Annotated in this window: 27 protein-coding genes and 1 riboswitch; of the genes, 14 read left to right on the top strand and 13 right to left on the bottom strand. The window is 65.2% G+C overall.

Features of this window, described 5'->3' with window-relative positions; translation table 11 throughout:
• Positions 1–70 precede the first annotated feature (70 nt).
• Both EJ073_RS25850 and EJ073_RS25845 read left to right on the top strand, forming a co-directional pair.
• Positions 71–976 carry a LysR family transcriptional regulator gene (locus tag EJ073_RS25850; protein WP_126058085.1) on the top strand — a complete coding sequence of 302 codons (906 nt, stop codon included), beginning with the start codon at positions 71–73 and terminating at the stop codon, positions 974–976.
• 94 nt (positions 977–1,070) lie between these two features.
• Positions 1,071–1,871, top strand: a complete 801-nt coding sequence (locus tag EJ073_RS25845; RefSeq protein ID WP_126058084.1) for a 1-acyl-sn-glycerol-3-phosphate acyltransferase — start codon at positions 1,071–1,073, stop codon at positions 1,869–1,871.
• Between the two features lie 26 nt (positions 1,872–1,897).
• Here the strand turns inward: EJ073_RS25845 and EJ073_RS25840 are convergent, their stop codons facing one another.
• From EJ073_RS25840 to EJ073_RS25830, 3 genes are all read right to left on the bottom strand, one after another.
• Positions 1,898–2,515 (bottom strand): LysE family translocator, encoded by a 618-nt coding sequence (locus EJ073_RS25840; RefSeq protein WP_126058083.1) that lies wholly within the window; start codon positions 2,513–2,515, stop codon positions 1,898–1,900.
• A gap of 106 nt (positions 2,516–2,621) precedes the next feature.
• Positions 2,622–3,569 carry an aldo/keto reductase gene (locus EJ073_RS25835; RefSeq protein WP_126058082.1) on the bottom strand — a complete coding sequence of 316 codons (948 nt, stop codon included), beginning with the start codon at positions 3,567–3,569 and terminating at the stop codon, positions 2,622–2,624.
• Positions 3,570–3,690: 121 nt separating this feature from the next.
• On the bottom strand, positions 3,691–4,227 hold the full coding sequence (locus EJ073_RS25830; RefSeq protein WP_126058081.1) for a gamma-glutamylcyclotransferase: 537 nt from the start codon (positions 4,225–4,227) through the stop codon (positions 3,691–3,693).
• A 115-nt stretch (positions 4,228–4,342) separates the two neighbouring features.
• Between EJ073_RS25830 and EJ073_RS25825 the strand changes: the two genes are divergently transcribed.
• Both EJ073_RS25825 and EJ073_RS25820 read left to right on the top strand, forming a co-directional pair.
• Entirely contained in the window at positions 4,343–5,341 is a 999-nt protein-coding gene (locus EJ073_RS25825) for a DUF2125 domain-containing protein (protein WP_126058080.1), read from the top strand.
• Positions 5,342–5,429: 88 nt separating this feature from the next.
• Entirely contained in the window at positions 5,430–6,341 is a 912-nt protein-coding gene (locus EJ073_RS25820) for a sugar kinase (protein ID WP_126058079.1), read from the top strand.
• Between the two features lie 27 nt (positions 6,342–6,368).
• On the opposite strand, the gene EJ073_RS25815 is transcribed toward EJ073_RS25820, so the two are convergent.
• Both EJ073_RS25815 and hisC read right to left on the bottom strand, forming a co-directional pair.
• On the bottom strand, positions 6,369–7,307 hold the full coding sequence (locus tag EJ073_RS25815) for a prephenate/arogenate dehydrogenase family protein (protein WP_189347623.1): 939 nt from the start codon (positions 7,305–7,307) through the stop codon (positions 6,369–6,371).
• 5 nt (positions 7,308–7,312) lie between these two features.
• A complete protein-coding gene (gene hisC, locus EJ073_RS25810; RefSeq protein ID WP_126058077.1) occupies positions 7,313–8,422 on the bottom strand; it encodes a histidinol-phosphate transaminase in 1,110 nt (369 codons plus the stop codon).
• A 138-nt stretch (positions 8,423–8,560) separates the two neighbouring features.
• Positions 8,561–8,638: riboswitch (SAM riboswitch) on the top strand.
• A 117-nt stretch (positions 8,639–8,755) separates the two neighbouring features.
• Between hisC and EJ073_RS25805 the strand changes: the two genes are divergently transcribed.
• From EJ073_RS25805 to EJ073_RS25785, 5 genes are all read left to right on the top strand, one after another.
• A complete protein-coding gene (locus EJ073_RS25805) occupies positions 8,756–9,925 on the top strand; it encodes a homoserine O-acetyltransferase (RefSeq protein WP_126058076.1) in 1,170 nt (389 codons plus the stop codon).
• A 58-nt stretch (positions 9,926–9,983) separates the two neighbouring features.
• The gene (gene metW / locus EJ073_RS25800) at positions 9,984–10,598 is read left to right on the top strand and encodes a methionine biosynthesis protein MetW (protein ID WP_126058075.1); all 615 of its coding nucleotides are present in this window, start codon (positions 9,984–9,986) and stop codon (positions 10,596–10,598) included.
• The gene (locus EJ073_RS25795; RefSeq protein ID WP_126058074.1) at positions 10,544–11,371 is read left to right on the top strand and encodes a Stf0 family sulfotransferase; all 828 of its coding nucleotides are present in this window, start codon (positions 10,544–10,546) and stop codon (positions 11,369–11,371) included. Before metW ends, EJ073_RS25795 begins: the two co-directional genes overlap by 55 nt.
• Before the next feature lie 123 nt (positions 11,372–11,494).
• Positions 11,495–12,487, top strand: coding sequence for a glycosyltransferase family 2 protein (locus tag EJ073_RS25790; protein WP_126058073.1), 993 nt, complete (start codon positions 11,495–11,497; stop codon positions 12,485–12,487).
• A gap of 177 nt (positions 12,488–12,664) precedes the next feature.
• Complete coding sequence (locus tag EJ073_RS25785; RefSeq protein WP_126058072.1) at positions 12,665–13,600, top strand: glycosyltransferase family 2 protein; 936 nt, start codon at positions 12,665–12,667, stop codon at positions 13,598–13,600.
• Positions 13,601–13,728: 128 nt separating this feature from the next.
• Here the strand turns inward: EJ073_RS25785 and EJ073_RS25780 are convergent, their stop codons facing one another.
• The 3 genes from EJ073_RS25780 to EJ073_RS25770 form a co-directional block, all read right to left on the bottom strand.
• The gene (locus EJ073_RS25780; protein ID WP_126058071.1) at positions 13,729–14,529 is read right to left on the bottom strand and encodes a DUF1194 domain-containing protein; all 801 of its coding nucleotides are present in this window, start codon (positions 14,527–14,529) and stop codon (positions 13,729–13,731) included.
• Between the two features lie 166 nt (positions 14,530–14,695).
• Positions 14,696–16,519 (bottom strand): ABC transporter ATP-binding protein/permease, encoded by a 1,824-nt coding sequence (locus EJ073_RS25775; protein WP_126058070.1) that lies wholly within the window; start codon positions 16,517–16,519, stop codon positions 14,696–14,698.
• Between the two features lie 115 nt (positions 16,520–16,634).
• Positions 16,635–17,411, bottom strand: a complete 777-nt coding sequence (locus EJ073_RS25770) for a methyltransferase domain-containing protein (RefSeq protein ID WP_126058069.1) — start codon at positions 17,409–17,411, stop codon at positions 16,635–16,637.
• A 199-nt stretch (positions 17,412–17,610) separates the two neighbouring features.
• On the opposite strand from EJ073_RS25770, the gene gloB reads away from it, so the two are divergent.
• On the top strand, positions 17,611–18,378 hold the full coding sequence (gloB, locus tag EJ073_RS25765; RefSeq protein ID WP_126058068.1) for a hydroxyacylglutathione hydrolase: 768 nt from the start codon (positions 17,611–17,613) through the stop codon (positions 18,376–18,378).
• A 22-nt stretch (positions 18,379–18,400) separates the two neighbouring features.
• Entirely contained in the window at positions 18,401–18,829 is a 429-nt protein-coding gene (locus tag EJ073_RS25760; protein WP_126058067.1) for a cupin domain-containing protein, read from the top strand.
• Here the strand turns inward: EJ073_RS25760 and EJ073_RS25755 are convergent.
• From EJ073_RS25755 to EJ073_RS25745, 3 genes are read right to left on the bottom strand one after another with little or no spacing between them, the layout of a single operon-like run.
• Positions 18,826–19,497, bottom strand: coding sequence for a lysoplasmalogenase family protein (locus EJ073_RS25755; protein ID WP_126058066.1), 672 nt, complete (start codon positions 19,495–19,497; stop codon positions 18,826–18,828). The genes EJ073_RS25760 and EJ073_RS25755 overlap by 4 nt on opposite strands.
• Positions 19,494–20,381, bottom strand: a complete 888-nt coding sequence (locus tag EJ073_RS25750; protein ID WP_126058065.1) for an EamA family transporter — start codon at positions 20,379–20,381, stop codon at positions 19,494–19,496. The genes EJ073_RS25755 and EJ073_RS25750 overlap by 4 nt, the downstream gene beginning before the upstream one ends.
• Before the next feature lie 28 nt (positions 20,382–20,409).
• Complete coding sequence (locus tag EJ073_RS25745; RefSeq protein ID WP_126059345.1) at positions 20,410–21,201, bottom strand: DUF3108 domain-containing protein; 792 nt, start codon at positions 21,199–21,201, stop codon at positions 20,410–20,412.
• A 265-nt stretch (positions 21,202–21,466) separates the two neighbouring features.
• Between EJ073_RS25745 and rpmB the strand changes: the two genes are divergently transcribed.
• The 3 genes from rpmB to EJ073_RS25730 all read left to right on the top strand — a co-directional run bounded on the left by rpmB (position 21,467) and on the right by EJ073_RS25730 (position 23,315).
• On the top strand, positions 21,467–21,763 hold the full coding sequence (gene rpmB / locus EJ073_RS25740; RefSeq protein WP_095804527.1) for a 50S ribosomal protein L28: 297 nt from the start codon (positions 21,467–21,469) through the stop codon (positions 21,761–21,763).
• A 140-nt stretch (positions 21,764–21,903) separates the two neighbouring features.
• Complete coding sequence (locus EJ073_RS25735; protein ID WP_126058064.1) at positions 21,904–22,584, top strand: queuosine precursor transporter; 681 nt, start codon at positions 21,904–21,906, stop codon at positions 22,582–22,584.
• A 59-nt stretch (positions 22,585–22,643) separates the two neighbouring features.
• Complete coding sequence (locus tag EJ073_RS25730; RefSeq protein ID WP_126058063.1) at positions 22,644–23,315, top strand: hypothetical protein; 672 nt, start codon at positions 22,644–22,646, stop codon at positions 23,313–23,315.
• A gap of 9 nt (positions 23,316–23,324) precedes the next feature.
• On the opposite strand, the gene EJ073_RS25725 is transcribed toward EJ073_RS25730, so the two are convergent.
• Entirely contained in the window at positions 23,325–24,347 is a 1,023-nt protein-coding gene (locus EJ073_RS25725; RefSeq protein ID WP_126058062.1) for an esterase-like activity of phytase family protein, read from the bottom strand.
• Entirely contained in the window at positions 24,344–26,242 is a 1,899-nt protein-coding gene (gene cobT / locus EJ073_RS25720; protein WP_126058061.1) for a cobaltochelatase subunit CobT, read from the bottom strand. The genes EJ073_RS25725 and cobT overlap by 4 nt, the downstream gene beginning before the upstream one ends.
• Positions 26,243–26,248 lie beyond the last annotated feature (6 nt).

Genomic DNA, 26,248 nt, shown 5'->3' with positions numbered 1-26,248 from the left:
ACATAAGCCTTCCATATTTCGGATACAGATGGCATATCTGGAATAGCACCTTCCATTTCCTGGAAGATCCATGGATCGCCTCGAGGCCATGTCGCTTTTCGTCGCCGCAGTGGAGGCCGGCAGCCTTTCTGCCGCGGCGCGCCATTTAGGCATGCCGCTGGCCACGGTCAGCCGCAAGGTTTCGGAATTGGAGCGGCATCTCAACACGCGCCTTCTCAACCGCTCGGCGCGGCGGCTGACACCGACCGATGCCGGGCAGGCCTACCTCGCTGCCTGCCGCCGCATCCTGGACGAGGTCGGCGAGGCCGAGCGCGCCGCCGCCGGCGAATACAGCACGCCCAGGGGCGAACTGGTCGTCACCGCGCCGATCGTCTTCGGCCGCCTGCACGTGCTGACGGTGGTAACTGATTTCCTCGCCGCCTATCCCGAGGTGGATATCCGGCTGACGCTGTCGGACCAGATAACCCATCTGCTCGACGAGCATATCGACCTTGCCGTGCGTATCGGTGACCTGCCCGACTCCAGCCTTGTCGCCATCCGTGTCGGCGCGATCCGCCGTGTCGTCTGCGCAAGCCCTGCCTATCTTGCCGCGCATGGCACACCGCAGACCCCGGGAGCCTTGGCCGCGCACAGCTGCATTACGTTCGAGAACCTCTCAGCCCCCGCCACCTGGACCTTCGCCGACGGCAAGAGCGAGGTAGCCGTGCCGGTCCGCTCCCGGCTTCGCGTCAACACCGCGGAAGCCGCCATCGACGCCGCGATCGGCGGTGTCGGATTGACCAAGGTTCTGTCCTACCAGGTCGCGGTTGCCGTGCGTTCCGGCGCGCTGCAGGCCGTGCTGCGGGAGTTCGAGCCGCCGCCATGGCCGGTGAGCCTCGTCCATGCCGGCCAGGGCCTGCTGCCGGTCAAGCTGCGCGCCTTCCTCGATTTCGCCGCCCCCCGCCTGAAGGAGCGTCTCACGCAGGCAATGTGGTAGGCTCGGGAATCGGGATTGTCCCGACCTCGGCCCGTTTCCTTTTTGCCCGCGCTTGGTGTAACCAACGCACTCGTTCTCACCGGGCCCTTCCCGCATGCTCTATGTCCGCTCGCTGGCGTTCAACTTCGTCTTCTATGTCAGCCTGGTCGTCCAGATGATCCTCTGGACCCCGTACTATTTCCTGTCGCCGCGTCACCGGGCCTGGTTCGTGCCGAAATTCTGGTCGCGGAGCTGCATGTGGCTCTACGACAAGATCGCCGGCACGAAGAGCGAAATCACAGGCGTCGAGAACTTGCCCGAAGGGTCCTTCATCCTGGCGCCGAAGCATCAGTCCTTCTGGGATGCGATCGCCTTTTTCCCTTATCTCGATGACGCGCTTTACATCCTGAAGCGGGAGCTGACCTGGATCCCCTTCTTCGGCTGGTACATCATGAAGATGCGCATGATCCCGGTTGACCGCGGCAGTCGCTCCAAGGCGCTGAAGGCGGTCGTCGCCGCCACCAGAGCGGAAATGGACCGCAATCCGCGCCAGCTCATCATCTACCCCGAAGGCACGCGCCGCGCTCCGGGCGACGAGCCGGCCTACAAATACGGCATCGTCGAGATCTATTCGCAGCTTGGCGTCCCGGTGGTGCCCGTCGCCCACGTCGCCGGCCTCTACTGGCCGCGCCGCAAATTCCTGCGCTATCCCGGCACCATCAAGGCCCGCTTCCTGCCGCCGATCCCGCCGGGACTGGCCAAGGACGAGTTCATGCAGCGGCTGATCGGCGAGACCGAGGCAGCCTGCGACCAACTCCTCGTCGAGGCCTCGCGCGCGCCGAACCCGCCGCCAATGCCGCCGACGGCGGCGAAGCGGCTGGCCGAGCTTGCGGCCGCCGAAAAGGCGAAGGCCTGAACCGCAGCCTCTTGACGCCGGCCCGCCTATGGCCAGGCCGCCAGTGCCGTCGTCAGCACCAGTGTCGCCGCGAAAATCAGGTTGATGATCCGCGAGGCCAGCGGCCGCCGCAGGAAGCGGGCGAAGGCCGCACCGGCGAGAAGCCACAGCACGTGGATGGCGACGATCATCAGCGCGAGCACCACGAGCCTGGTCGAAATTCCGAGATCGGCGACGCCCGACGAAGCGCCGGCGAAGACCGCGGCGATCGCCACATAGGCTTTCGGATTGGCGACCGCGAGCAGGAACCCACCGGCGAATGTCGGAGGCGCCATCCCGCTCTCGCGCGCCGCCAGTGGCGGCGCCGTCGCGATCCTGTAGGCCAGATAGAGGATGTAGGCGGCGGATGCGATCGCCAGCACCGGCGCCATGCCCGGCAGCAAGGCAAAGATCGCCATCACGCCGGACGCCACCACCAGAAGCACCATCGTGGTGCCGAGGATGATGCCCGACGTATAGCGCAGCGAATGGCGCAGGCCGAAGGCGGCGCCGATGGCGGTGACGCTGATGGTCGCCGGCCCCGGACTGCCCATCACCACGGTGGCGGCAAACACCAGCGCCAGCACCTGCTGCCATGGCTGCGTGAGGGACAAGAACCCAGCCATACGCCTTTCCCGCATCCTGTCGCGATGCGGGAACGCTATGCGCAAGCGGCATCCCCGTCTTGAACGATCGTGCAACAGCGGGCGAAACACCGCCGGCCCTGCGGCGCTAGGCGCTGGCCCGGTCCAGCGCCGCGATGTCGTCGGCATCGAGCATCAGCGATGCCGCCCGCACCAGGCCGTCCATCTGGGCGAGCGTCGTGGCGCTGGCGATCGGCGCCGCGATGCCCGGCCGCGCCATCACCCAGGCCAGAGCCACCTCCGCTTGCCTGGCCGAATGCCTTGCCGATACCGAATCGAGCGCGGCGAGGACGCGCATGCCGCGCTCGTTGAGGTAGCTGGCGACATCCTCGCCCCGCTCGCTCTGGCCGAGATCGGCCTTGCCGCGGTATTTGCCGCTCAAGAATCCCTTGGCGAGACCGAAATAGGTGATAACGCCGATATCCTCGGCCACGCAGAGATCAAGCAGCGGTCCGTCGAGCGACGACCGATCGTACAAATTGTATTCGGGCTGAAGAACCTCATAGCGCGGCAGGCTGCGCAGGCTTGCCACGTCGAGCGCCGCCCGTAGCTGGCCGGCATCGAGGTTTGAGCAGCCGACATGGCGGACCTTACCCTTGGCAAGCAGGCTCTGATAGGCGCCGAGCGTCTCCTCGTAGGGTGTCGCCGGGTCCGGCCAATGCGACAGATAGAGATCGATCACATCGGTTTGCAGCCGCTTCAGTGATGCGTCGACCGCCTTTTCGATATAGACGGCGGACAAATCCCGCCTGCCCTGGCCCATGTCCGAGCCGACTTTGGTGATGACGACGATCTTGTCGCGGTTGCCGCGGCTTTTCATCCACTTGCCGATGATGGTTTCGGACTCGCCGCCCTTGTTGCCGGGAGCCCAGCGCGAATAGACGTCCGCCGTGTCGATGGCGTTGAGGCCGGCATCGGCAAAACGGTCGAGCAGGTCGAAGGAGATCTTCTCGTCGGCGGTCCAGCCAAAGACGTTGCCGCCCAGGACCAGCGGCGCGATGGAAAGTTCGGTGCGACCGAGACGGCGTTTGTGCAAGATTGAACTCCGTGATGATTGGGATGATGCGGGGCAAGCCCGGCTTGGGGGCAGCAGCTAAGCTAGGTCTTGGATTGCCGAGGTCAAAGGCCTGGCCCTTCTTTTCCGGCAGGCCAGCGCTTCACAAAGGCGCGACCCGCCGCGCCACCTCTTCCAGCCAGTGGTCGCGGATGCCGAGCGCCTTGAGGTGCTCCAGCGTGCTCAGCACATAGTCCTCGTTCCTGCCGGACTGGCCGGCTGCGCCGCCAACGATGCCGGCCGCATGGGCCGCATCGAGCGCGCCGGCATACTGCTCATGCGCGCGGTCGACGATGTAGGCGACCGCCTTGATCGTCTTGCGTGCCTCCGTCCCGTTCCCGTCGAGCCGGATGTCCAGCGTGCGTTCGACATAAACGCTGGTCACCAGTTCGCGCTCGCGCAGATAGGCGAGAACCTCGCCCCGCAGGTCGCCGGGCACGCGGAACGCCAGCCCGATGCAGGAGCCGCCACGGTCGAGGCCGAGCACCAGGCCCGGCCGCTGCCGCGTGCCTCGGTGCACGAAGGAATAGACACAAAGCGACCGCCGATAGCCGAAAAGGCGCGCGCGGCGCGTCTCGACATGCGCGAATCCAGGGCGCCAGATCAGCGACCCATAGCCAAAAACCCAAAAATCGCCCATATCGCCAAGCCTGATCGCGTGAGTCCCGACCGCACGCCGGAATCAGTGTTTCCGTCTTCCGCTTGTTGCGTAACAACCGTCCGCCCGCAATATCAGGGGCAATGAGAGCTCCAGCATGACGTCAACTGACCAGCGCCCGCCGAACTTTCGCCGCCGGCTGTTCTGGCTCGCCGCTTTCATTGCAGTGCTGTTCGCCATCTACAGCGCCGGCTGGTTCTACCTCGCCGATCGCGTCAGGGCCGAGGCCGACAAGGCGGTGGCCGCGCTCAACGCCAAGGGCATCGAGGCCGGCTGCGCCAACCTGACCGTCAGCGGCTATCCGCTCAGTTTCGCCATTTCCTGCGACACGCTCGCCTATGAGGACGATGCCAGGAACCTCGCCGCCTCGACCGGCAGCTTCAATGCCGTGGCTGCGATCAACCAGCCCCTGTCGCCTGTTGCTGATCTACGCGGGCCGCTCAGGACCTCCATGCCCGGGATGACGCCGCTATGGATCGACTGGGACAAGCTGCGGGCGGATGCGAAGCTCTCCTGGCCGCTGCCCCGGCGCGTCGCGCTGAAGGCCGAGGGCCTGTCCGGCCAGACCGATCCGGCTGACAACAGTGATCCTGTCGAACTGTTCTATGCCGGAAAGGCTGCCGGGCAATTGCAGCCGAATGGCCAGGACATCGGCTATGCCGGCAGTTTCAACGATCTCGAGATCGACGCCGATGCTATCGGCGGACGCGTGCTGCCGCCGCTCGACGGTAGTGGCGAGGCGACGCTGAAGAACGGTGTCGTGCTGATCAGGACGCAGCCGAAGAGCCTGCGCGGCCAGTCGGTCGACATCGCAAAGCTCGATCTGTCGTCTGGCGAAGCACGGATAACGGTGTCCGGGCCGCTATCGGTCGATGCCGACGGCCTGATCGACGCCGACCTGACGATCAAGCTCAGGAATCCCAAGGCGGTGGCGGCGATCCTTGGCGGCGCCATTCCCGAGCGCAAGAGCGAGATCGAGCAAGGCTTTGCCGGCCTGGCGATGCTCGGTAACGAACCGTCCATGCCGCTCAGGATCGTCAAGGGCAAGGCCTCGCTCGGCTTCATCCCGCTCGGCAAGATCAAGCCGGTCAACTAGAGCATGGTTCCGAACCGAGGGCCCGCGTCAGCAAAAGGTGGAAACAGGTCTTCGGACAAGATCATGCTCAACAAGAGATTGCGAGCAGATGGATAAACCGGTCAAGCTCCTGAGTGTTGGCGCGTTCACCCTCGACACGATCCTTCGCCTCGACACGCTGCCCGTGCATCAGGGCAAGTTCATCGCTTCCGATGGCGTCCAGATCGCCTCGGGCATGGCAACCAGCGCCGCTTGCGCCGCCCGCCGTCTCGGCGCCGAAGTCTCGCTCTGGGCAAGTGCGGGCGATGATGCCGTCGGCGACCAGCTGATTGCCGAGATCGAGGCCGAGGGCGTCGATTGCAGCCTGGTCCGACGTGTGGCCGGCGCGCGCTCGGCGCTGGCCGCGATCCTCGTTGACGCGCATGGCGAGCGCATCATCGTTCCGTTCTACGACCGCAAGGCGCAGGCCGACCCCGCTGAATTGCCCGCCGATCTCTCCGCCTTCGACGCCGTGCTGGTCGACGTCCGCTGGCCGGGCGCCGCGGCGCTCGCCCTGAACGCGGCGCGCGCCAATGGCCGGCCTGCGATCCTCGATGCCGATACCGCGCCGCTGGAGGTGCTGGAGCAGTTGTTGCCGCTGGCCACGCACATCGTCGCTTCCGAACCCGCGGCGCGTATCGTCTGCGGCCATGCGCTCGATCCGGAAACCGCCTGCGCCGATCTTGCCAGCCGTACCGACGCCTTTGTCGCGGTCACCGGCGGCGCGGCGGGAAGCTGGTGGCACGACCGTTCCACCGGCTCGGTCCGCCATGTCGCGGCGCCGAGGATCAAGGCGGTCGATACGTTGGCGGCCGGCGATGTGTTTCACGGCGCCTTTGCCGTCGGCCTCGCGGAAGCTATGCCGCCCGAGCAGGCCTTGCGCTTTGCCAGTGCTGCGGCGGCGCTCAAATGCCAGCGCTTCGGCGGCCGGCTCGGCGCCCCGGACCGGGCAGAGACGCTGGCCATGATGGCGGCCCACTGACCCGGCGATTAGAAGCTCTAGACGCGCCTATCCCTTGGCGCCGGGATGCTCGACGACCTGGCGGCCGAAGTCCGGCACATCGATGTCCTGGCCGGCCGCGATGATCGAGCGGCGGACCGCGCGCGTGCGCGTGAACAGGTCGAACAGTTTCTCGCCGTCGCCCCAGCGGATCGCCCGCTGCAGCGAAGCAAGGTCCTCCGAAAACCGCGCCAGCATTTCCAGGATAGCGTCCTTGTTGTGCAGGCAGACGTCGCGCCACATGGTCGGGTCGGACGCGGCAAGGCGAGTGAAGTCGCGGAAACCGGAGGCGGAGTACTTGATGACTTCGGTCTTGGTCACCGATTCCAGGTCGTCCGCGGTCCCGACGATGTTGTAGGCGATGATGTGCGGCAGGTGCGAGACGATGGCCAGCGTCATGTCGTGATGCTGCGGATCCATTGTGTCTATGTTTGAGCCGCAGCGCCGCCAGAACTCTGAAAGCCTTTCCAATGCCGCGGGATCGGTGCCGGGCACCGGCGTGAAGATGCACCAGCGGTTGTCGAAGAGGTCGGCGAAGCCAGCGTCCGGTCCGGACTTCTCGGTGCCGGCCAGAGGATGGCCAGGAATGAAGTGAACGCCGTCAGGTACATAAGGCTGCATCTGCGCGATGACCGAAGCCTTGGTCGAGCCGACATCGGTGAGGATGGCGCCCTTCTTCAGCGCCGGCGCGATCTCCTCCGCCACTTCGCCGGAGGAGCCGACCGGCACCGAGACGATAACCAGATCGGCATCGCGCACCGCTTGCCTGGCGTCGGTTGCGTAGGAATCGCCGAGGCCGAGCTCCTCGGCCCGCGCCAGCGTGGCGGGGCTGCGGGTGGCGATGGCGACATGGCGGGCCAGGCCCTCGCGGCGGATGACGCGGGCCAGCGACGAGCCGATCAGGCCGATGCCGACCAGCGCGATCTTTTCGAACATCACAGGTGCCATGGCGCTCAACTTTTCAGGAAGGTCGTGAGGGCGGCAATCACGCCGCGATTGGCTTCTTCGATGCCGACGCTCATGCGCAGCGCGTTGGGGAAGCCGTAGCCGGAAACCCGCCGCAATATGTAGCCGCGCGCCGTGAGATAGTCGTCCGCCGCCGCCGCCGAATGCTTGCCGTCCTCGGGGAAGTGGATCAGCACGAAATTGCCGACGCTCGGCGTCACGCGCAGCCCGAGCTTGGTCAGTTCGTCGCTCAGCCAGGCGAGCCAGGTTTCGTTATGCGCCACGCTGCGCTCGACATGGGCGCGGTCGCGGATCGCCGCGATGCCGGCCTCGATCGCCGTTGCGTTGACGTTGAAGGGGCCGCGCACGCGGTTGATCGCGTCGACGATGTGCATGGGGCCATACATCCAGCCGATGCGCGCGCCGCCAAGGCCGATTTTGGAGAAGGTGCGGGTCATCACCACGTTCTCCGCGCTTCCCGCCAGTTCGATGCCGGCCTCGTAGTCGTTGCGGCGCACATATTCGGCGTAGGCCCCATCCAGCACCAAGAGCACGTTCTTCGGCAGGCCGGCATGCAGCCGGCGCACTTCCTGGAACGGCACGTATGTACCGGTCGGATTGTTGGGATTGGCGAGGAAGATGATGCGGGTCCGCGGCGTCACCGCTGCCAGGATCGCGTCGATGTCGGCGCGCTCATGGGTCTCCTTCACCGTGACCGGCGTGGCGCCGGCCGACTGGATGTAGATCTTGTAGACCATGAAGGCGTGCTCGGTGATGATGGCTTCATCGCCGGACGCAAGATAGGTCTGCGCCAACAGGCCGAGAATCTCGTCGGAGCCGTTGGAGCAGATGATGTTCGCAGGGTTGAGGCCGTGCGCCTCGGCGATCGCCTCGCGCAGCCGCCTGGCGGTGCCGTCGGGATAGACGTCGAGCCTTGCGGCAACCTCCCGCGCCGCCTCGATCGCCTTCGGCGAGGGGCCGAGCGGGTTCTCGTTCGACGACAGTTTATGGACCTTGGCGACACCGGCAGGCGCTGTGCTCTTGCCGGGCACATAGGCTTCGATGTCCATGATGCCCGCGCGGGGCGTCGGACGTGCCTTGTCAGGTGTCTGGTTCATGTCCAAAAGTCCGTCGAGGATGCCTCCAACCGAAGGCCGCAGCGGAAATACAAGCCGTGGCCGCGAATGTCGAGAGGGCGGCAAGGGCGCGAAAAGCCCGACCGTTGACGCCGAGCCGCGCTGGCCCTAGAAGAGCAGCGACAGTTCCGTGGTGATTTGGCCGGTCGGCTTGCAGCCACGTTAAACAATTCGCTAAAGGGCCGTTTGCATCCTGTAACCGGCTTTGCGAAGGCATTGCCGGTTTTTTGTTGCCCGCCGCCGGCCGGACAGTCGCCTGGTCCGGAAACCGGAATCGGTTTCCGGAAACCACGGTGCCTAATGTAAGAGGATGTTATGGCCGTTCTGCGCGCCGCAAAAACCAGCAACGAGGCCGACAATCCGTCGAGCCCGGTGTTGCGCTTCGGCGCCGACAAGCCGCTCAAGCTCGATGCCGGCGCGCTGCTGTCGCCGTTTCAGATCGCCTACCAGACCTATGGCACGCTGAACGACGCCCGCTCCAACGCCATCCTGGTCTGCCACGCGCTGACTGGCGACCAGCATGTCGCCAGCACCAATCCGGTGACCGGCAAGCCGGGCTGGTGGCAGGTGTTGATCGGTCCCGGCAAGATCATCGACACCAACCGCTTCTTCGTCATCTGCTCCAACGTGCTGGGCGGCTGCCTCGGCTCGACCGGCCCGGCTTCGACCAATCCGGCCACCGGCAAGCCCTACGGCCTCGACCTGCCGGTCATCACCATCCGCGACATGGTGCGGGCGCAGCTGATGCTGGTCGACCATTTCGGCATCGAGAAGCTGTTTTGCGTGCTTGGCGGCTCGATGGGCGGCATGCAGGTGCTGGAATGGGCGGCGAGCTATCCCGAGCGCGTCTTCTCGGCGCTGCCGATCGCCACCGGGGCACGTCATTCCTCGCAGAACATCGCCTTCCACGAAGTGGGCCGGCAAGCCGTCATGGCCGATCCGGAATGGCATGGCGGCAAGTATTTCGAATACGGCAAGCGTCCGGAGAAGGGGCTGGCGGTGGCGCGCATGGCCGCCCATATCACCTACCTTTCGGAGGCGGCGCTGCACCGCAAGTTCGGCCGCAACCTGCAGGATCGCGAGGCGCTGACCTTCGGTTTCGACGCCGACTTCCAGATCGAAAGCTACCTGCGCCATCAGGGCATGACCTTCGTCGACCGCTTCGACGCCAACACCTACCTCTATTTGACCCGCGCGATGGACTATTTCGACCTCGTCGCCGATCACGGTGGTCGCCTGGCCGATGCCTTCGCCGGCACCAAGACGCGCTTCTGCCTGGTCTCCTTCACCTCCGATTGGCTGTTCCCGACCGAGGAAAGCCGTTCGATCGTGCATGCGCTGAACGCTGCCGGCGCCTCCGTCTCCTTCGTCGAGATCGAGACCGATCGCGGCCATGACGCCTTCCTGCTCGATGAGCCGGAACTGTTCGCCGCCATCAACGGCTTCATCGGCTCGGCCGCGCGGGCAAGGGGGCTGAGCGCATGACCCCGGAAAGTTGCAGACTTTCCGAGTCAGGATCATGCGCCAAAAGGGAGGCCAGCCTGTGAGCGTCAACCGCGCCCAGCGCGTCGACCTTGAAGTCGTCGCCGATCTCATCCCGCCGCAGTCACGGGTGCTCGATGTCGGCTCCGGCGATGGGCTGCTGCTCGAATTACTACAGGAAACCAAGCAGGTCGACGGCCGTGGGCTGGAACTGTCGCAGCGCGGCGTTAACGAATGCGTGGCGCGCGGCCTCTCGGTCATCCAGGGCGACGCCGACAAGGATCTCGAATTCTATCCCGACAAGGGCTTCGATTTCGTCGTCCTGTCGCAGACCCTGCAGGCGACCCGCAATCCGAAGCTGGTGCTCGACGAGTTGCTCAGAATCGGCAACCGCGCCATCGTCTCTTTCCCCAATTTCGGCCACTGGCGGGTGCGCCTGTCGCTGTTCGTCAAGGGGCGGATGCCGGTGACCAAGGATCTGCCCTATTCCTGGTACGACACGCCCAACATCCATTTCTGCACCATCCGTGACTTCGTCAATCTGTGCGAGGAGCTTGGCGCCACGGTGGAAAAGGCAACCGCCCTCGACGGCAATGGTCAGAGGATCGGCCTCTCCATGCCGTGGTGGTTCTGGAATTTCTTCGGCCAGCAGGCAGTGTTTCTGCTGAAGCGATGATTGCGATGCGTCTCTTTCGTCGGCGTGCGGCCACGGTTGAAATCCCGCCCGACATTCTGTCCGGGATAAAGGCGGGAATTCTTGTCTGCACCTCACCGCGCAGCGGTAGCAATCATCTCGCTGGGTTGATGGCCTCCGCCGAACTGGGGCGTCCACTTGAGTGGTTTGGCGGTCGCCGTTTGCTGGAGCTGCCGGATTATCCTCGCGCCCCCCGCGCGCAGCTTCTGCGTGCGGTGACGGACGGGCGATCCTCTTCAGGAATCTACGCGATCAAGCTTTTCGCAAGCCAATTTGCTCAAGTTGCCAAGAAATTGAACCTGCCCGCGAGCCTTCCGAATCCGCGTTACGTCCGCTTGACGCGCCGTGATCGGCTGGGCCAGGCGATTTCTTGGGCCCGCGCCCGTCAAACCCGCAGATTCCGCTCCACGGAAATCAATGACACACCGCCGCGCTATGACGGTGGCGCGATCGTCGATTCGCTTGAAAGAATTCTGATGGAAAATCTGGCTTGGGATGGCTGGTTCGCAAAAAACGGACTGCCCTACCTTTCTCTGACTTACGAGCAAATTCAGCAAGATCCGCGAGCAAGCCTCAAGCAAATTGCACGCTTGGCGGATACCGAACTTACCTGGGGAACCAACATCGAGTCAGGTCTCGAAATCCAGCGCGACACAATCAATGACGAATGGAGGGAGCGCTTTCTGTCCGAGTACGCCGATCCTTCGAGCTTCTGGCATCGCCCGCGCCACTTCCGTGGTTTCCTGAAGAACTAGAAACAACGAAAACCCACTTGATCGAGGCGGCGAACTCGCAGATGTGGGTAGCGTCTCGGTCGTTTGACAGCAGGCCACCAGGGTTATAGCGACATACACTCCGATGAACCGGTAGCGCCCCCGATGGCTGACGAATACCCCGACTATTCAATCGTCGTGGAAATGGAGAACGCCAAGTCGATCGACTGGGCCGAGATCGGCGTTGGGCTGAACGCCCTGGCGCGCGAAATCGCCGCGGTTTCCGCGATCGGCTTTGCGAGACCGAAACTGATCATCTCGCATGGCGGGCAAGCCGAGGACGCGGACACGCTTCGGCGCAACTTCCGTGCCGAAGCGCCGCGATTGGAAGAAGTGGCGGAGATAGGCTTCGTGGCTTGCCCTGGCGGCCGCTACTACGACCTCAAGAACAATGGCATCAAGGCAACCGAGGGCGAACTGGTCGTCTTCCTGGACTCAGACACCGTACCGGAACGCGACTGGCTTGCAACCCTGCTCGGCCCGTTTCAGGACCCTGGCATCGTCTGTGTCAACGGCTACACGTATCTTTTGTGCGATGACTTCTTTTCGAGAACCTTTGCCCTGATGTGGTTCTTCCCGATGGCCCAGGGCGACAAGAGGTTCGCCTCGAAACGGGCCCTCAACGCCAACAATACTGCCTTCCGGCGCGACTGGATTTCCAGCCACCCGTTTCCTGAAAACAATGGCTTCAAGGTCTCCTGCACCTTGCTGATGCACCAACTGCGCCGCGAAGGCCACGATCTGCGCAACGTCAACGCTCGCGTCTACCACTATTCCCCGCGGGGCTGGCGGTTCTTTTTCTGGCGCGCATTGGTGACCGGCAGGGATGCCGACAGGAAATTCGTCGCGCTCCGGTCGCCCAGCCGGGGCCAGCGGATCGTCAAGTCGTTCAGCCGCTGGTTCACCATGTCGTGGCGCACGGCGCGGCGCATCGTGGGCCATGCGCACCCCGCAGGCATGCCGCTTTGGCAAATCCCGTTCGCCGTCATCGTCGGCCTGGCGTTCTATACCTTGGTCTTCTGGGGACAGCTCAGCTTTGCCGCGGGCATCGTCGGCGACAGGGTCGAGCTCGTGCCGGACTATATCGGCCACAGCTAAAGTGTTGCAGTTGAGGCGCGGTGTCGCGGAATTTGCCGGTTGCAGGCCCTGAGCGCCGGGCGGTCGAGATGACACGGAGGCCTCTTTTTTGTAGCGTTCCACCGAACGCAATCCTGGGCGGGCATGGAAGGCGGCCTCAGATCCATCCGAATATCCCAGAATCCGGGGCCTAGTTGCATGCCGAAAGCTCCCGAGCCGGCGCCCCTCATCACAGTGATCACGCCAACCCACAACCGGCGCAGCCAGGTCGTGCGCGCCGTGGAAAGCGTGCTGGCCCAGAGCCTTGTCCGTTTCGAGCACATTGTCGTCGATGACGGCTCCACCGACGGCACGGCGGCGGCGCTTGCCGAAATCCGCGATCCCCGGCTGATCTATGTCGGCGCGAAATGGCGTGGCGCCAACGCCGCCCGCAATGCCGGTATCGAACGCGCGCGGGCGCCCATTGTCACATTTCTCGATTCGGACGACGTCTATCTGCCGGACCGGCTGGAACGCACGCTGGCGCGCTTCGATGAGAATCCGTCGCTGGAAGTCCTCATCAGCTCTTTCGTGTCCGTGAAGGGCAACCGGGCCACCAGATGCGTCAACCGCGAGGCTTTCCTGACCCGCAACACGTTGGAACGGGCCCTGGTCTCCCAGACCATATTCATCGCCGGTTCCGCGATAACCGCCCGGCATGAATCGCTGCTGGCGATCGGCGGCTACGACAGCGACATCGCGCGCATGCAGGATCGCGAATTGCTGCTGCGCTTCGCCCGCCGCGGCGGCGCGCTGCTCACCGAGGAAATCGACTGGAAGAAATACAATTCGGAGAATTCGATTTCCGGCCGCCGTGACGGCTATGTCGAGGCCTATGCGAACCTCATCGACAAGCACCCTTACATCGCTGACCGCTATCCCGAGATCCCGCCCTATATGATCGCGCGCCAGATCATCGCCGATACGATGAAGGGCAGGATTTCGCAGGCATTCGCCGGTTATCTGGCCAACCGCTCGTCCAAGTCGCTCGGCTACTCGCTGCCGCAGCTGTTGCGCGGCTATGTCGACGGTCGCCGCCGCCGGCGTGACCTCTATGACGAGTTCCGCGAGAAATACGGCGCGCGGCCCGCCTGATCTTGTCGTGCCCCGAACCTGTCGGCTTAGAGCAATTCCAGGAAAAGTGTGTAACGGTTTTCCGTCCTGAATCGCGTAGAAACAAAAAGTTAGAGCGGTTCCGCGATTCCTTGAAACGCTGAACCGCTCTAGCGATCGAGTTCCGGGAAATAGGGATCGGAATAGAAACGGCGGTCGCGCTCGCCCCGCAGGCAGTCGATGGGTGGCTCGGCATCGATCCGGACCGCCGCCGTGTCGGCGATGCCGCTCACCTCGAGGATCAGCTTGCGCCGGATGGCGGTCGAGAACTCGGAAGCCGCGTAGATCGGCAGCACGAAGGAGCCCGGCCCGCCGGTGACGCATTCGGCATAGTAGCGGTCGAGATGGCTGAAGGTTGGCGATGGGCTGATCAGGATCGGCAGGCCGTTGACGATGATGCCCTTGGCCAAAGCCGCGTCGCGCTCCGTGGTGACTGGCGGACCGGTGTTGTTGGGGCCGTCGCCGGAAATGTCGATGACGCGCCGCTGCGTCTTGAAGGCGCTTTGCCCGAAGAGCCCGGTGCCGAAGGCGAGCGCGCCGGAGATTGAAGTGCCACGGAAGCTGCGGAAGGGCCGCGCCGCGATCCCGTCAGCGAAGGCATCGGCGCTGTCGCTGCCATCAATGATCTGCCAGGCAAGCACCGCGTCGTCGCGGATGGTGCCCGCCCACTCGAAATAGGCGATCGCGATGCGGCCGTTGGTGCCAGCTCGCACCGCCTTGATGAAGTCCGGATGCCTGAGCGCCTCGACATAGCCGGCGCGCTGCAGCGCGAACTCGCGCTCGTCCATCGACGTCGAGATGTCGACCGCAAGCACCAGTTCGACATCCACAGCGGCTGGCGCGGCTGGCATCGGCAAGGGCGTTGCCTGAGCGCAGCCGAGACAGGCAAGCAGGCTGAGCACGTCGAACATGGTCGCGTGCGTCCGGTTTGACGCGCATCATCTTCCGCGCCGATCACGGCGAAATAAAGCTGGAGCAATTCCAGCAAAAGCGTGAAACGGTCAGGCTCGGCGACTTCGCCGTAGCCTTCCGTCCGGAATTGCGCGAAAACAAAGAGATAGACCGCCGCTCTATCGCTCACTTCTTCTTGCGCGCAGCGTGCGGCGGCGGCTCGATCGCGCCGGCCCTGACCCGCGCGGGCTTCAGCGCCGACCCGGCTGTATCCTTCACGATCGTCAGCGAGCGCGGAAAGAACTGGTTGTTGTGCTGGCCGCGGCCGATGTTGAGGATGGCGGCATCCGGCAGGCGCTTCTCCAGCATCGCCAGCACGCGTCGCAGCGTCGCGCCGTCGAACGTGTCCATCGCCTCGTCGATGATCACCCATTTTGGCCGCCTGAGCGCGAGCCTGGCGACGGCAAGCAGGCGCTGCTCGTCATCGGCCAGTTCGTGCTCCCAGCGCGCCGAACGGTCGAGCGAGGAGGCAAGCCGTTCGAGGCCGACTTCCGTCAGCACCGCCGCGATCTCGGCATCCTCGACCGTGATGTCGTCGGTGTGGTTCAGCACCTCACGCAGCGTGCCGAGCGGGAAATAGGGGGTGCGCGGAACGAAGATCGGCGCCGCTCCGGTCGGCATGCCGATGCGGCCGCTGCCCCACGGCCACAGCCCGGCAATGGCGCGGAAGAACAGCGTCTTGCCGGCGCGCGGGTCGCCGGTGATCATGACGCGCTCGCCGGGGCGAATCTCGACATGCGGCTCGGCAAGCTTCGTGCAGCCGTCAGGCGAGGCGACCTCAAGCTTCTCGAAGGTCAGCGTCCCGCCGGGGTTTTCGGCAAAAATGATGCGCTTTTCGGTGTCGTGGAAGACATCGGTTTCGCCGAGCGCGATGCGGAAATCGGCGACGCGCATCAGCGTCGCTCGCCAATCGGCGATGCCGCCTATGTTGTTGATGAACCAGCGCAGCGAGGAATGGACCTGGTTGAAGGCGCCGACCGCCATCATCAGGCCGCCGAAGCTGATGTCGCCGGCGAAATAGACCGGCGCGGCAACCAGGATCGGCGCCACCACGGTGATCCAGCCATAGGTGTCGGTGACCCAGGAGAGATTGATCTGGGCGCTGTAGATGCGCCGCATGGCGCCGAGCACCGTGCCGAGGTCGAGCTCGAGTTGCCGCCTGGCGTCGGCCTCGCCATGCGCAAGCGCGATGGCATCGATGTTCTCGTTGACGCGGACCATTGAGGACCTGAGTTCGGCCTCGCGCGTGTAGCGGTCGCTGTTGAAGCGGATCAGCGGCCGTCCGACCAGCCAGCTCAGCCATGAGGCGATGCCGGCATAGAGGATCGCCGCCCACACCATGTAGCCAGGGATCGCCAGCGAATAACCGCCGATGTGGAAGACGAAGCCCGACGACAGTGTCCACAGCACACCGATGAAGGACGCCAGCAGGATGAAGGCCTGCAGGAGGCCGACGCCGAGATCGGTCGACAGGTCGGAGAGATGGCCGGCGTCCTGCTGCATGCGCTGGTCCGGATTGACGCCGATGGCGCCGGCATGCGCCAGCCGGAAGGCGCGCGCCGGCCGCATCCACTCCTCGATCAGGTCGAGCGTCAGCGCCTCGCGCAGCTTCAGGCGGATGGTCTGATTGAGCCAGGTCTGGCCGACATTGAGCACCAGAAGCCCGCCGGCGATGGCAGCGAAGACCATGAGTTGGTGCAGGAAACCCGGCAGGTCACGCCGCGCCAGCGCATCGTAGAAGGGCTGGTTCCAACGGTTGAGCAGCACTTGGCCGATCGCAGTCGCGACGATGACGGCGACGATGCCGAGACAGGCCCAGACGAACTGCCTGCGCACCGGCGAGGATTTCAGCGCCTGCCGGATCGTCGCCAACTGGTCGCCGAGGCTGCTGGCTTCGACAGACACGGCGGCGGGCGCCGGACCGGCCTTGTCATCCGCTTGATCAGCCATGTCAGATGTCCCTGCTTTCGGAAAAGGTACTGAAACCGGCGCGAGCGCGACCGGCATGTCCTTCAGGCCGCGAACCCGCCCCCGACAGATAGGATGAGGCAAGGCGCTGCCGCGATCACGAACGCGTCACCCGGGCTTGCACCTTGTTCGCGGCCAGCCGCCCGAGCCTGGTGGCGCCTTGCGGCGTCAGCACAGGCACGAAGACACGGCGCGAGGCGCGCTGCACGACCGGCACGCCCTGGTAGAGCCGCTTTTGCGCCTCGACCACGATGACGCCGGAAAAGATCGGCCAGAAGCGCCGGCCGGCGCGCTCCAGCACATTGTGGAACCGCATCATGAAACGCCGCGGCGACGGCGGGAAGAACAGCGCGTCCGACCACGCCGCCGGCGTGAAGTTCGCCTCGCGCAGCAATTCCGTGAGCTGGCCGCGCGAGAACGGCCGGCCATTGCCGAACGGCGTGTGCTCGAAACGCGCCCAGACGCCGCGCCGGTTGGGCACGACGATGACGACGCGACCGGCAGGCGATAGCACCCGCCAGATCTCGTTCAGCGTCTCGCGCGGGTTTTCGACATGTTCGAGCGAGTGCACCAGCAGCACGCGGTCGATGCAGGAATCGACCAGCGGCAATTCCTCGTCGAAGACCAGCGCGGTCGCCGTCGGCCCCGTCGTCGGCCAGACCACGGCCCCCTGCGTCGCCGGCATGAAGGCAAAGACGCGCTCGGCGTCGGCGCCGAACCGCTCCAGCCACGGCAAGGTGTAGCCGAGCCCGACCAGCCGCTCGTTTGGCACGGCCGCCCAGATCGACGACAGCGCCATGGTGATCGAGCGCTCGGCCAGGCGCCCCAGCGTGGTCGAATAGAAGGAACGGAGGTCGACGATATCGGAATGCATGGCCGGGACGGTAGCTTCGAAGCATTGCAAGTTCAACAAAGGCGGATGACATCGGCGCCCAAGCGCCCTATGTCTGCGGCGACAACTGCATCGGCCCGAAATCGGTTTCGATTTCGGAAAGCGCGATGCAGCAGATAAACAGCTTAGAGCGTCCTTTGTGCGTCGAATTGGACGCACGGCGCTTTGGTGGAGAGACGCGATGCCGGTCGAAATCGAACAGTTCATGTGCCGCAGCGACAATTTCGGCGTGCTGGTGCGTGACCCCACGAGCGGCCAGACCGCCATCATCGACGCACCCGAGGAGGCGCCGATTCTGGCCGCCATCCAGCGCACCGGCTGGACGCCGACGCTGATCCTGACCACTCACCACCATGTCGACCATGTCGAGGCCAATCTGGCGCTGAAGGAACGCTTCAAGCTGCGCATCATCGGGCCGGAAGCGGAAAAGGAGAAAATCCCCGGCATCGACGAGACGGTCGGCGAAGGCTCCGTCGTCCACCTCGGCGAGGAACGGATCGACGTCATCGCCACGCCAGGCCACACCGCCGGCCATGTCTCCTACCATCTGCCGGCCTCGAAAGTCGCCTTCACCGCCGACACGCTGTTTGCGCTGGGCTGCGGCCGGCTGTTCGAGTGCAAGCCGCCGGTGATGTACGCTTCGCTGAAGAAGCTGGCGGCGCTGCCGGCCGACACGGTCGTCTATTGCGGCCATGAATACACGCTGTCCAACGCCCGCTTCGCGCTGACCGTCGACCCGACCAATTCGGCCCTGAAGGAACGCGCCGCCCGGATCGAGGCACTGCGCGCCGACGACAAGCCGACGCTGCCGACGACGATCGGCGAGGAATTGTCGACCAATCCGTTCCTGCGCTGGCACGACCCGGCGATCCGCAAGCATCTCGGCATGGAGACGGCCGCCGACGCCGAGGTGTTCGCCGAGATCCGCAAGCGCAAGGACAATTTCTGAGCCTCGTGCTAGCTTCCGGCCGATGACCAGTGCCGCCGAAATCATCGCCACGCTCGGCTTGCAGCCGCACCCGGAGGGTGGCTGGTATGCCGAGACCTTTCGCGATGGTGCCGGAGGCGCGCGCGGCCATTCGACCGCCATCTACTTCCTTCTGGAAGAGGGCCAACTGTCGGCCTGGCACCGGGTGAGGGACGCGGCCGAGGTCTGGCACTTCCATGCCGGCGCGCCGCTGGCGCTGTCGATGCATGAGGAAGGCGGCGGCGTGATCGAGCAGGTGCTGGGCATCGCCCTTGCCGCCGGCGAGCGGCCGCAGATCGTGGTGCCGGCCGGCTGGTGGCAGTCGGCGCGCAGCCTCGGCGAATGGTCGCTGGTCGGCTGCACCGTGGCGCCGGGCTTCGACTTCGCCGCCTTCGAGATGGCCGAGCCGGGCTGGCAGCCGAAACAGCCTTAGCCGAGTAGAAAACCCAAGCTGATCGCCGCCTGCGCGGCGTAGTAGAGCGCCCAGACCGCGTAACGCATCCAGGCGCGGTGCGGGGAGATGGCGGCGAGCAGGAATTTTTCGGCGGCGAGCAACCCATCCGACGCCATGAACAGGATGGCGCCGCCGATCACCAGCGTATTGCTGGTGGTGAGCGCCGAAATCCCCATGGCGAGGATCGCCGCGACATAGACGGCGATCGGCAGGCGCAAGGCGGGGCCGACACGGCGCCAGAGTGCCGCCAGCATGACGATCGCGAATGCCGCCATGGCGAGCGCGATCGCGCCGCGCCAGGATTCGGAGCCAAGCACATCCAGCCCGCCGCCGCTTTGCAGGAACAGCGGAACGTAGAGGATATGCGCCGTAAGAAAACTGGCCAGCCCGCCAAGGAAGGCCCTCTCGCCATCGCGTGACAGGAAGGCATCGCCGACGGCGCTGAGCGCGAGCGCGGCAGCCAACAGAAATGGGCCGCCCTGCATGAGGGCGAGCACCGCCAGCACGGCGACGGCAAGCGTCTTTGCCGCCGAGCGGGCGAGGCTCGGCGGCATGTTGAGCGTGAAAGCGTAGATCACCGCCGCCACCAGCGAGAACACCAGCGTCGCATTGGCGTTGGCGTCGATGCCGCCGGGAAACGGCATCATGCGTTTGCCTCACCCGTGGCCGCTTTGCGCAGCAACAGCGACTTCGCGGCAAGTGCCGCGCCGCCGGTGATGAGCACGCAGGCGGCGAGGATGCGCAGCGACGGCTCGGCGACGCCGGCAATGATCAGCACCAGCGTCGACAGCAACGGCGCGGCGTAGCTCGCCGCGCCCAGCACCTGGATGTTGCCGCGCTTGACGCCGATGTCCCAGGCGTAGAAGGCGGCCCCCACCGGCATCAGGCCAAGGCCGAACACGGCCAGCCACTGGCCGATGCCGACGGGAAGCACCGTCTGCTCGAGCAGGAAGTGGCAGGCCAGCGAAAGCGCCGACGTCGCGGCGCAAAACCAGGTGACGATCGAGGTCGGCACCGACGGGAAACGCCGCGACAACAGCGAATAGGACGACCACAGGAGGGCGCAGACGCCGGCCATCGCATAGCCGAAGGCATAGCGCGCGTCGAAGGCGAGCCCGCCGCCCTTGGTGACGATGAGTACCGTTCCCGCGAGGCCGAGCAGCGCGCCGACGACGTGGTTCCAGGCTAGCCGCTCGCCCGGCATCAGCGCCGAGCCCAGCACGATCAGCAGTGGCCACAGATAGGCGATCAGGCTCGCCTCCACCGCCGGCGCGTTGCGCAGCGCGGTGAAGTAGAAGAAATGGTAGCCGAATAGGCCGGCAATGCCGATCACCCAGACTTGCGGCGGGATCTTTTTGCTCCGGTCAGCGGCCGGCATCACCAGCCGCGCGGCGAGCCCGACGCACGTGCCGATGGCGAAGGTGATGGCCGACAGCAGGAATGGCGGCACCTGGCCGGACGCGTCGGTCAACAGCGCCAGCAGCGACCACATGGCGACCGCCGAGAAGCCGATCAGTGTTGCGCGCCCCATGCCTGTCTCCGGCGGCGCGCAAACGCGCCTAGTTTATGGCTTCGAACCGTCCGGCGCTGATGGTCAGCGGGCCGATCTGGGTCCCGACCGTTGCGCGGATCGGCGCATATACGCCGGTTTGGCCGAGCGGTGCAAACGTCACCATCATGCGGCTCCGGTCCTTGAGGAAATTCAGCGCCTTGCGGCCCTTGCGGTACCCCGCCACCGGCTCGAACCCCATCCGGCAGGTCACCGTGTCGCCCTTGTAGCCCCGCACCGAGATCGACCCTTTCGAGGCATAGGTCAGCGTCAGGTTGGCGCGCATCTCGCCGTCGTAGAACTTGACCGTGCGCCCGCAGACCTGATCGAGGCTGTCGGCGTGGATGACGGTCGCCGCCATCGGATCGAGAACCGACTTCAGGTCGCCCGCGCCAAGCGGCACCCAGCTCTTGGGATCGCGCTTCTTCGGCGCCGGTATGACCTCGGTCGAGGTTACCGCGCCATTGGCGAAGCGGATGTCGACCACCGAGGCCTTCTTGCCCGACGTGTAGTCGGCCCGGAACGCCGCAGGCCGCATCTGCTTGCCTGAAATCGTGCCTTTGGACGAAACCGTGCCCTTTGTGTCGTCGAACAGCTTGGCGAGGCCTGCCGCTGAGACGGTGCCGTTGATCGCGTAATTATCGCCGTCATAGCGGCTCGAGAACGTCGCCCTGGCCACCGAAAGGCCGAGGAACGACACCGTGTATTCACCCTTGAAGGATTGTGGCGCCGCGGCGGCGAAACTTGCCGTCGGCAGGGCCACGGCGAGCAATCCAGCGAACGCATATGGCAAACGAAGCACAGGGGGGCGAAGCATGGCAGTCCTCGATTTTCAGCCGGGAAACGGGCAATTCCAGGCTGGCATGTCCCTATGTCGCTGGCTTATAGGGAGAAATCCGGCCTTTATATGGAATATGGCCTGACGATGCCGGCTGGCCGGAGCTTGACGCGCCGGTGAAATGCCACTATGGAACGCCAACTTTTTCCATAAGGCCGCCTGACCGAGACCGCGCGCCGCCTGGCGCGGGTCGAATGGTTTGGCCGACCGAGAACTGAAGGTTAGTATCATGTCCCGCACCTGCGAGCTCACTGCCAAGGCAGTCCAGACCGGCAACAATGTGAGCCACGCCAACAACAAGACCAAGCGCCGCTTCCTGCCGAACCTGGTCAATGTGACGCTGATCTCCGAAGTGTTGAACCAGAATGTGCGCCTGCGCATTTCGGCCAACGCGCTGCGTTCGGTCGAGCACCGCGGCGGCCTTGACGCCTTCCTGGCCAAGGCCGACGCCAAGGAGCTGTCGCAGCGCGCCCGTCTGTTGAAGAAGCAGATCGCCAAGAAGCTCGCCGAGCAGCCGGCAGCCTGACGCCTTTCGGCGGATCACCGCCGCTAGCCGGACCGGGAGCACGAAGCGATTTCCGGTCCGATTTCATATTCGAAGCAAGACGATAGCGTCGTCCACGCCAGGGCGGCGCTCCCGCTGGTTCCATTACCCAGGATAAAAAAATGAATTCCTTCTCGCGTTACCTGCCCTTCGTGGCCGCCATGGCGCTCGTCGTCGTGGCCTCCAACATCCTTGTGCAGTTCCCGATGCAGGGTGAGATCAGCGGCCTGTCACTGGCTGACATCTTGACCTGGGGCGCCTTCACCTACCCCTTCTCTTTCCTGGTCACCGACCTCGCCAACCGCCGCTATGGCCCGACGGTGGCGCGCAGGATCGTCTTCGTCGGCTTCATGACGGCCGTGATCTGCTCGATCCTCGTCCCGCCCTTCCTGTTCCGACACGGCCTGATCGAGTTCGAGACCGCCGCCGACCGGCTGGTGCGCATCGCCGCTGCCTCGGGCGCCGCCTTCCTCACCGCGCAGCTGCTCGACGTCACCGTATTCAACCGGCTGCGCCGGCAGAGCTGGTGGCGCGCGCCGATCGTCGGCACGCTGGTCGGCTCCGTGTTCGACACCATCATCTTCTTCGGCGTCGCCTTCTCCGCCGCTTTCGCCTTCGCCGGCCCGAACGATGCCTTCGCACTGGAGGCGGCGCCGCTGCTGGGTGTGCTGCCGGCCGAGACCATGCGCTGGGTGTCCTGGGCGCTCGGCGACCTCTCGGTGAAGCTGATCATCGCCGTAGTGGCGCTGATCCCCTACCGGTTGCTCGCCGCCCGCTGGAGCCAGCCGGCGCTGGCCACCTAATGCATGATCCCGAAAAGTGGGAACCGGTCTTCGGACAAGATCATGCTCAAAGGTAGAGCATGATACCCTGGGTCCAACTCGACTCGGCAAAGACGCCTGATGGCGAACAAGAACTTCGTTTGAAGCAGCGCGGCTCCGAGTTCTCTATCATGCTCGGCAGCAATGAGCTGATGAACAGCCGCCTCAGCGGCTCCGAGCAGGCGCTTGCAAAACTCGCCTGCGAAAGGATCGCCGGTCACAAGCAGCCGAAAATCCTGATCGGCGGCCTTGGTATGGGCTTCACGCTGCGCGCCGCCCTTGCCGAGCTTGGCCCGGACGCAAGCATCACCGTCGCCGAACTGGTGCCGGCCGTCGTCGCCTGGGCGCGCGGCCCGATGGCCGGGATTTTCGACGGCTGTCTCGACGACCCCCGCGTCACCATCCTGGAAAGCGATGTCGGGCGCGTCATCGGCGCCGGGATGTCGGCCTGGGACGCCATCCTGCTCGATGTCGACAATGGCCCTGAAGGCATCGTCTACAAGGACAATGACGCCCTCTACCGCGCGGCCGGCCTCGGCCATGCACGTGCGGCGTTGAAGTCGGGCGGCGTGCTGGCGGTGTGGTCGCAAGGGCCGGACAGCGGCTTCACGCGGCGCCTGAAACAGGCGGGCTTCACCGTCGAGGAGGTCAAGGCGCGTGCCCATGGCAAGCGCGGCGCCCGCCACGTCATCTGGATTGCGGCCAAGCCCTAGGCCGGCCCCTCAATCCTGGTGCAGGATGAATTCCAGATAGAGGTTGCGCTGCAGGATCGAGTGGTTGTCGTCCGACATCAGCGACACCATCTGCGCGCCATCGTCGCGGGTCCAGACGTCGAGCCCTTCCATATTGTCGATCTGGTAGCCCATGTCGGCCTCCAGCAGCACCGGCCCGTCGGCGACGGCGCCCTTCTCGACGCTCTCGCCGTAGATGCGCCTCAGCCGCATCTTCACCCCGCCCGCCATCGAGAAGCTGCGCTCGAGCAGCAGAAGATCGCCATCGGGCAGGAAGGCGCCGTCGGTGATGTCGAAATCGCCATTGCGCTTGACGGTGAAGACGCCCTTGTTCGGGCCCTCGATGATCGCCGCGAAGATGTTGCCGGCCTTGTCCAGGCTCTTTTCCGACACCACGACCAGCCCGCCTTCGTGCTGGCCGTAGGGATTGGCATGGGTGACGGTCTCGAAGCCGCGGTTCTGGCGCAGCTCCCGGGCCGGCACGAGATAGTCGAGCTCCTTGAACGGCGCCTTCATCTTGTCGGGATCGATCCTGAACTGGGCGACGCGCTGGTTTCGCTCGAAACCGACCGTGGCGATGCCGTCCTTGACCGCGAGGCCCTCGGCGTCGACCTCCCATTTCTTTTCGATCGGCCGTCCCGACCGGTCGACCATCTGCTGCATGCGGAAATTCTGGATGCCCGACGGCCGCTTGTCGGCATCGTGTGCGACCGTGCCGAAAAACCAGAAGCCGGTGTCGGCGACGCCGATGAAGTCGCCGCCGGGCTTGAGGAAGCGGAAGGCCGAGAGCGCGCCGAAATCGCGCGACGGCGAGGTCATCTCCAGACCGCCGACGAATTCCAGCGGCCCGAACTGCTTGTCGTCATGGCCAATGCGGAACTGGCCTATCGGCCGCGCCGAGATCTCGACCGGCTCGATGGAAGCCAGACCGGCGGCGACGGCCGGCGACAGCATGCCGGCCAGCGCGCAGGCAGCCAGAACCGTTCGCCGCAAGCCCCGCACCATGAGCTTCATCCGGCGCGCCGCAAGCCGCCGCGCCGCATCTCGCGCGCGCTTTCCTCGCCGAACAGCGAGGCGAGCTGCTCGGTCATGGCGCCGGCCAGTTCCTCGGCATCGACGATGGTGACGGCACGGCGATAGTAGCGGGTGACGTCATGGCCGATGCCGATGGCCAATAGCTCGACCGGCGAGCGCGTCTCGATCAGCTCGATGACCGCGCGCAGGTGCCTCTCCAGGTAGTTGCCGGGATTGACCGAGAGCGTGGAATCGTCGACCGGCGCGCCGTCGGAGATCATCATCAGGATCTTGCGCTGTTCCGGCCGCCCGATCAGCCGGTTATGCGCCCAAAGCAGCGCCTCGCCGTCGATGTTTTCCTTGAGCAGGCCCTCGCGCATCATCAGGCCGAGATTGCGCCGCGCCCGCCGCCATGGGTGGTCGGCGGATTTGTAGATGATGTGGCGCAGATCATTGAGCCGGCCGGGGTTCGGCGGCTTGCCGTCCTTCAGCCATTTCTCGCGCGCCTGCCCGCCCTTCCAGGCGCGGGTGGTGAAGCCGAGGATCTCGACCGAGACGCCGCAGCGCTCCAGCGTGCGCGCCAGGATGTCGGCGCAGGTGGCGGCGACGGTGATCGGCCGGCCGCGCATCGAGCCCGAATTATCGAGCACCAGCGACACCACCGTGTCGCGGAATTTCGTGTCGCGCTCCTGCTTGAAGGACAGCGGCTGCATCGGATCGATGACGACGCGCACCAGTCGCGACGGATCGAGATAGCCTTCCTCGAGGTCGAAATCCCACGAGCGGTTCTGCTGGGCCATCAGCCGGCGTTGCAGCCGGTTGGCCAATCTGCCGACGACGCCGGAAAGATTGGCGAGCTGCTTGTCGAGGAAGGCGCGCAGCCGGTCGAGCTCCTCTTCCTCGCACAATTCCTCGGCGCCGACCGTCTCGTCGAAAGCCGTGGTGAAGACCTTGTAGTCGATCTCCTTCGGCAAATTGGTGAAGGGATTGTCGTTACGCCGCGCCTCGCCGGGCGTCTCGGCGTCGGAATCGTCCTCGTCGGAGAGGTCGTCGGCGGTGGCGTCGGACGCTTCCGTCTCGGCCGACTGCTCGTCGTCGTCGGACGCCTCGGCGTCGTCGGACTGCGACTGCTCCGAGCCGGAATCGTCCTCGCCGCCCTCCTCGCTCTGCTCCTCGCCCTGCGGCTCGTTGTCGTCACTGTCCTCGGTGTCTTCGCTCTCCTGGTCGTCGCCGAGCTCCTCGGCCATCTCCATGGAGACCAGCATGTCGCGCACGATGCGGGCAAAAGCCTGCTGGTCGTCGAGTTTGGCCGACAGGCCGTCGAGATCGGCGCTGGCCTTCTCCTCGACCCAAGGGCGCCACAGATCGACCAGGCGCTCGCCGCTCCTGGGCACGGCGCGGCCGGTGAGCTTCTCGCGCACCATCAGCGCCACCGCCTCCTCGAGCGGCGCGTCGGCCTTGTCCTTGACGTCGACGAGATTGGCCTTGGCGTATTTGTCCTCCAGCATCGAGCCGATATTGTCGGCGACGCCCTGCATGGCGCGGCTGCCGATCGCCTCGACACGGGCCTGCTCGACCGCGTCGTAGATCGAGCGCGCCAGCTTGCCCTCCGGCGCCAGCTTGTTGTGGATGCGCTGATCGTGGCAGGCGCGCTTCAGCGCCATGGAATCGCCGAGCCCGCGGGTGATGGCGATATCGGCCTTCGAGGCCTTCTTCGGCAGCTCGGGCAGCCGGGCGCGGCTGCCGGCGAGCGCCGGCCGGTCCTTGGCGAAACCGACCTCGAGATCCTTGTCGCCGGCAATGGCGCGCATGCAAACGGTCACCGAGCGCTTGAAGCTGTCGGCCTCAGACCCGTTCTTCGGCTTGTTGCGCGTGTTGTCGCCCGGACCCGCCATAATACG

The organism is Mesorhizobium sp. M4B.F.Ca.ET.058.02.1.1 (assembly GCF_003952505.1).
GTDB lineage: Bacteria > Pseudomonadota > Alphaproteobacteria > Rhizobiales > Rhizobiaceae > Mesorhizobium.
The sequence above is the reverse complement of the archived record's forward strand: the minus strand, read 5'-3'. Positions and strand labels throughout refer to the sequence as shown.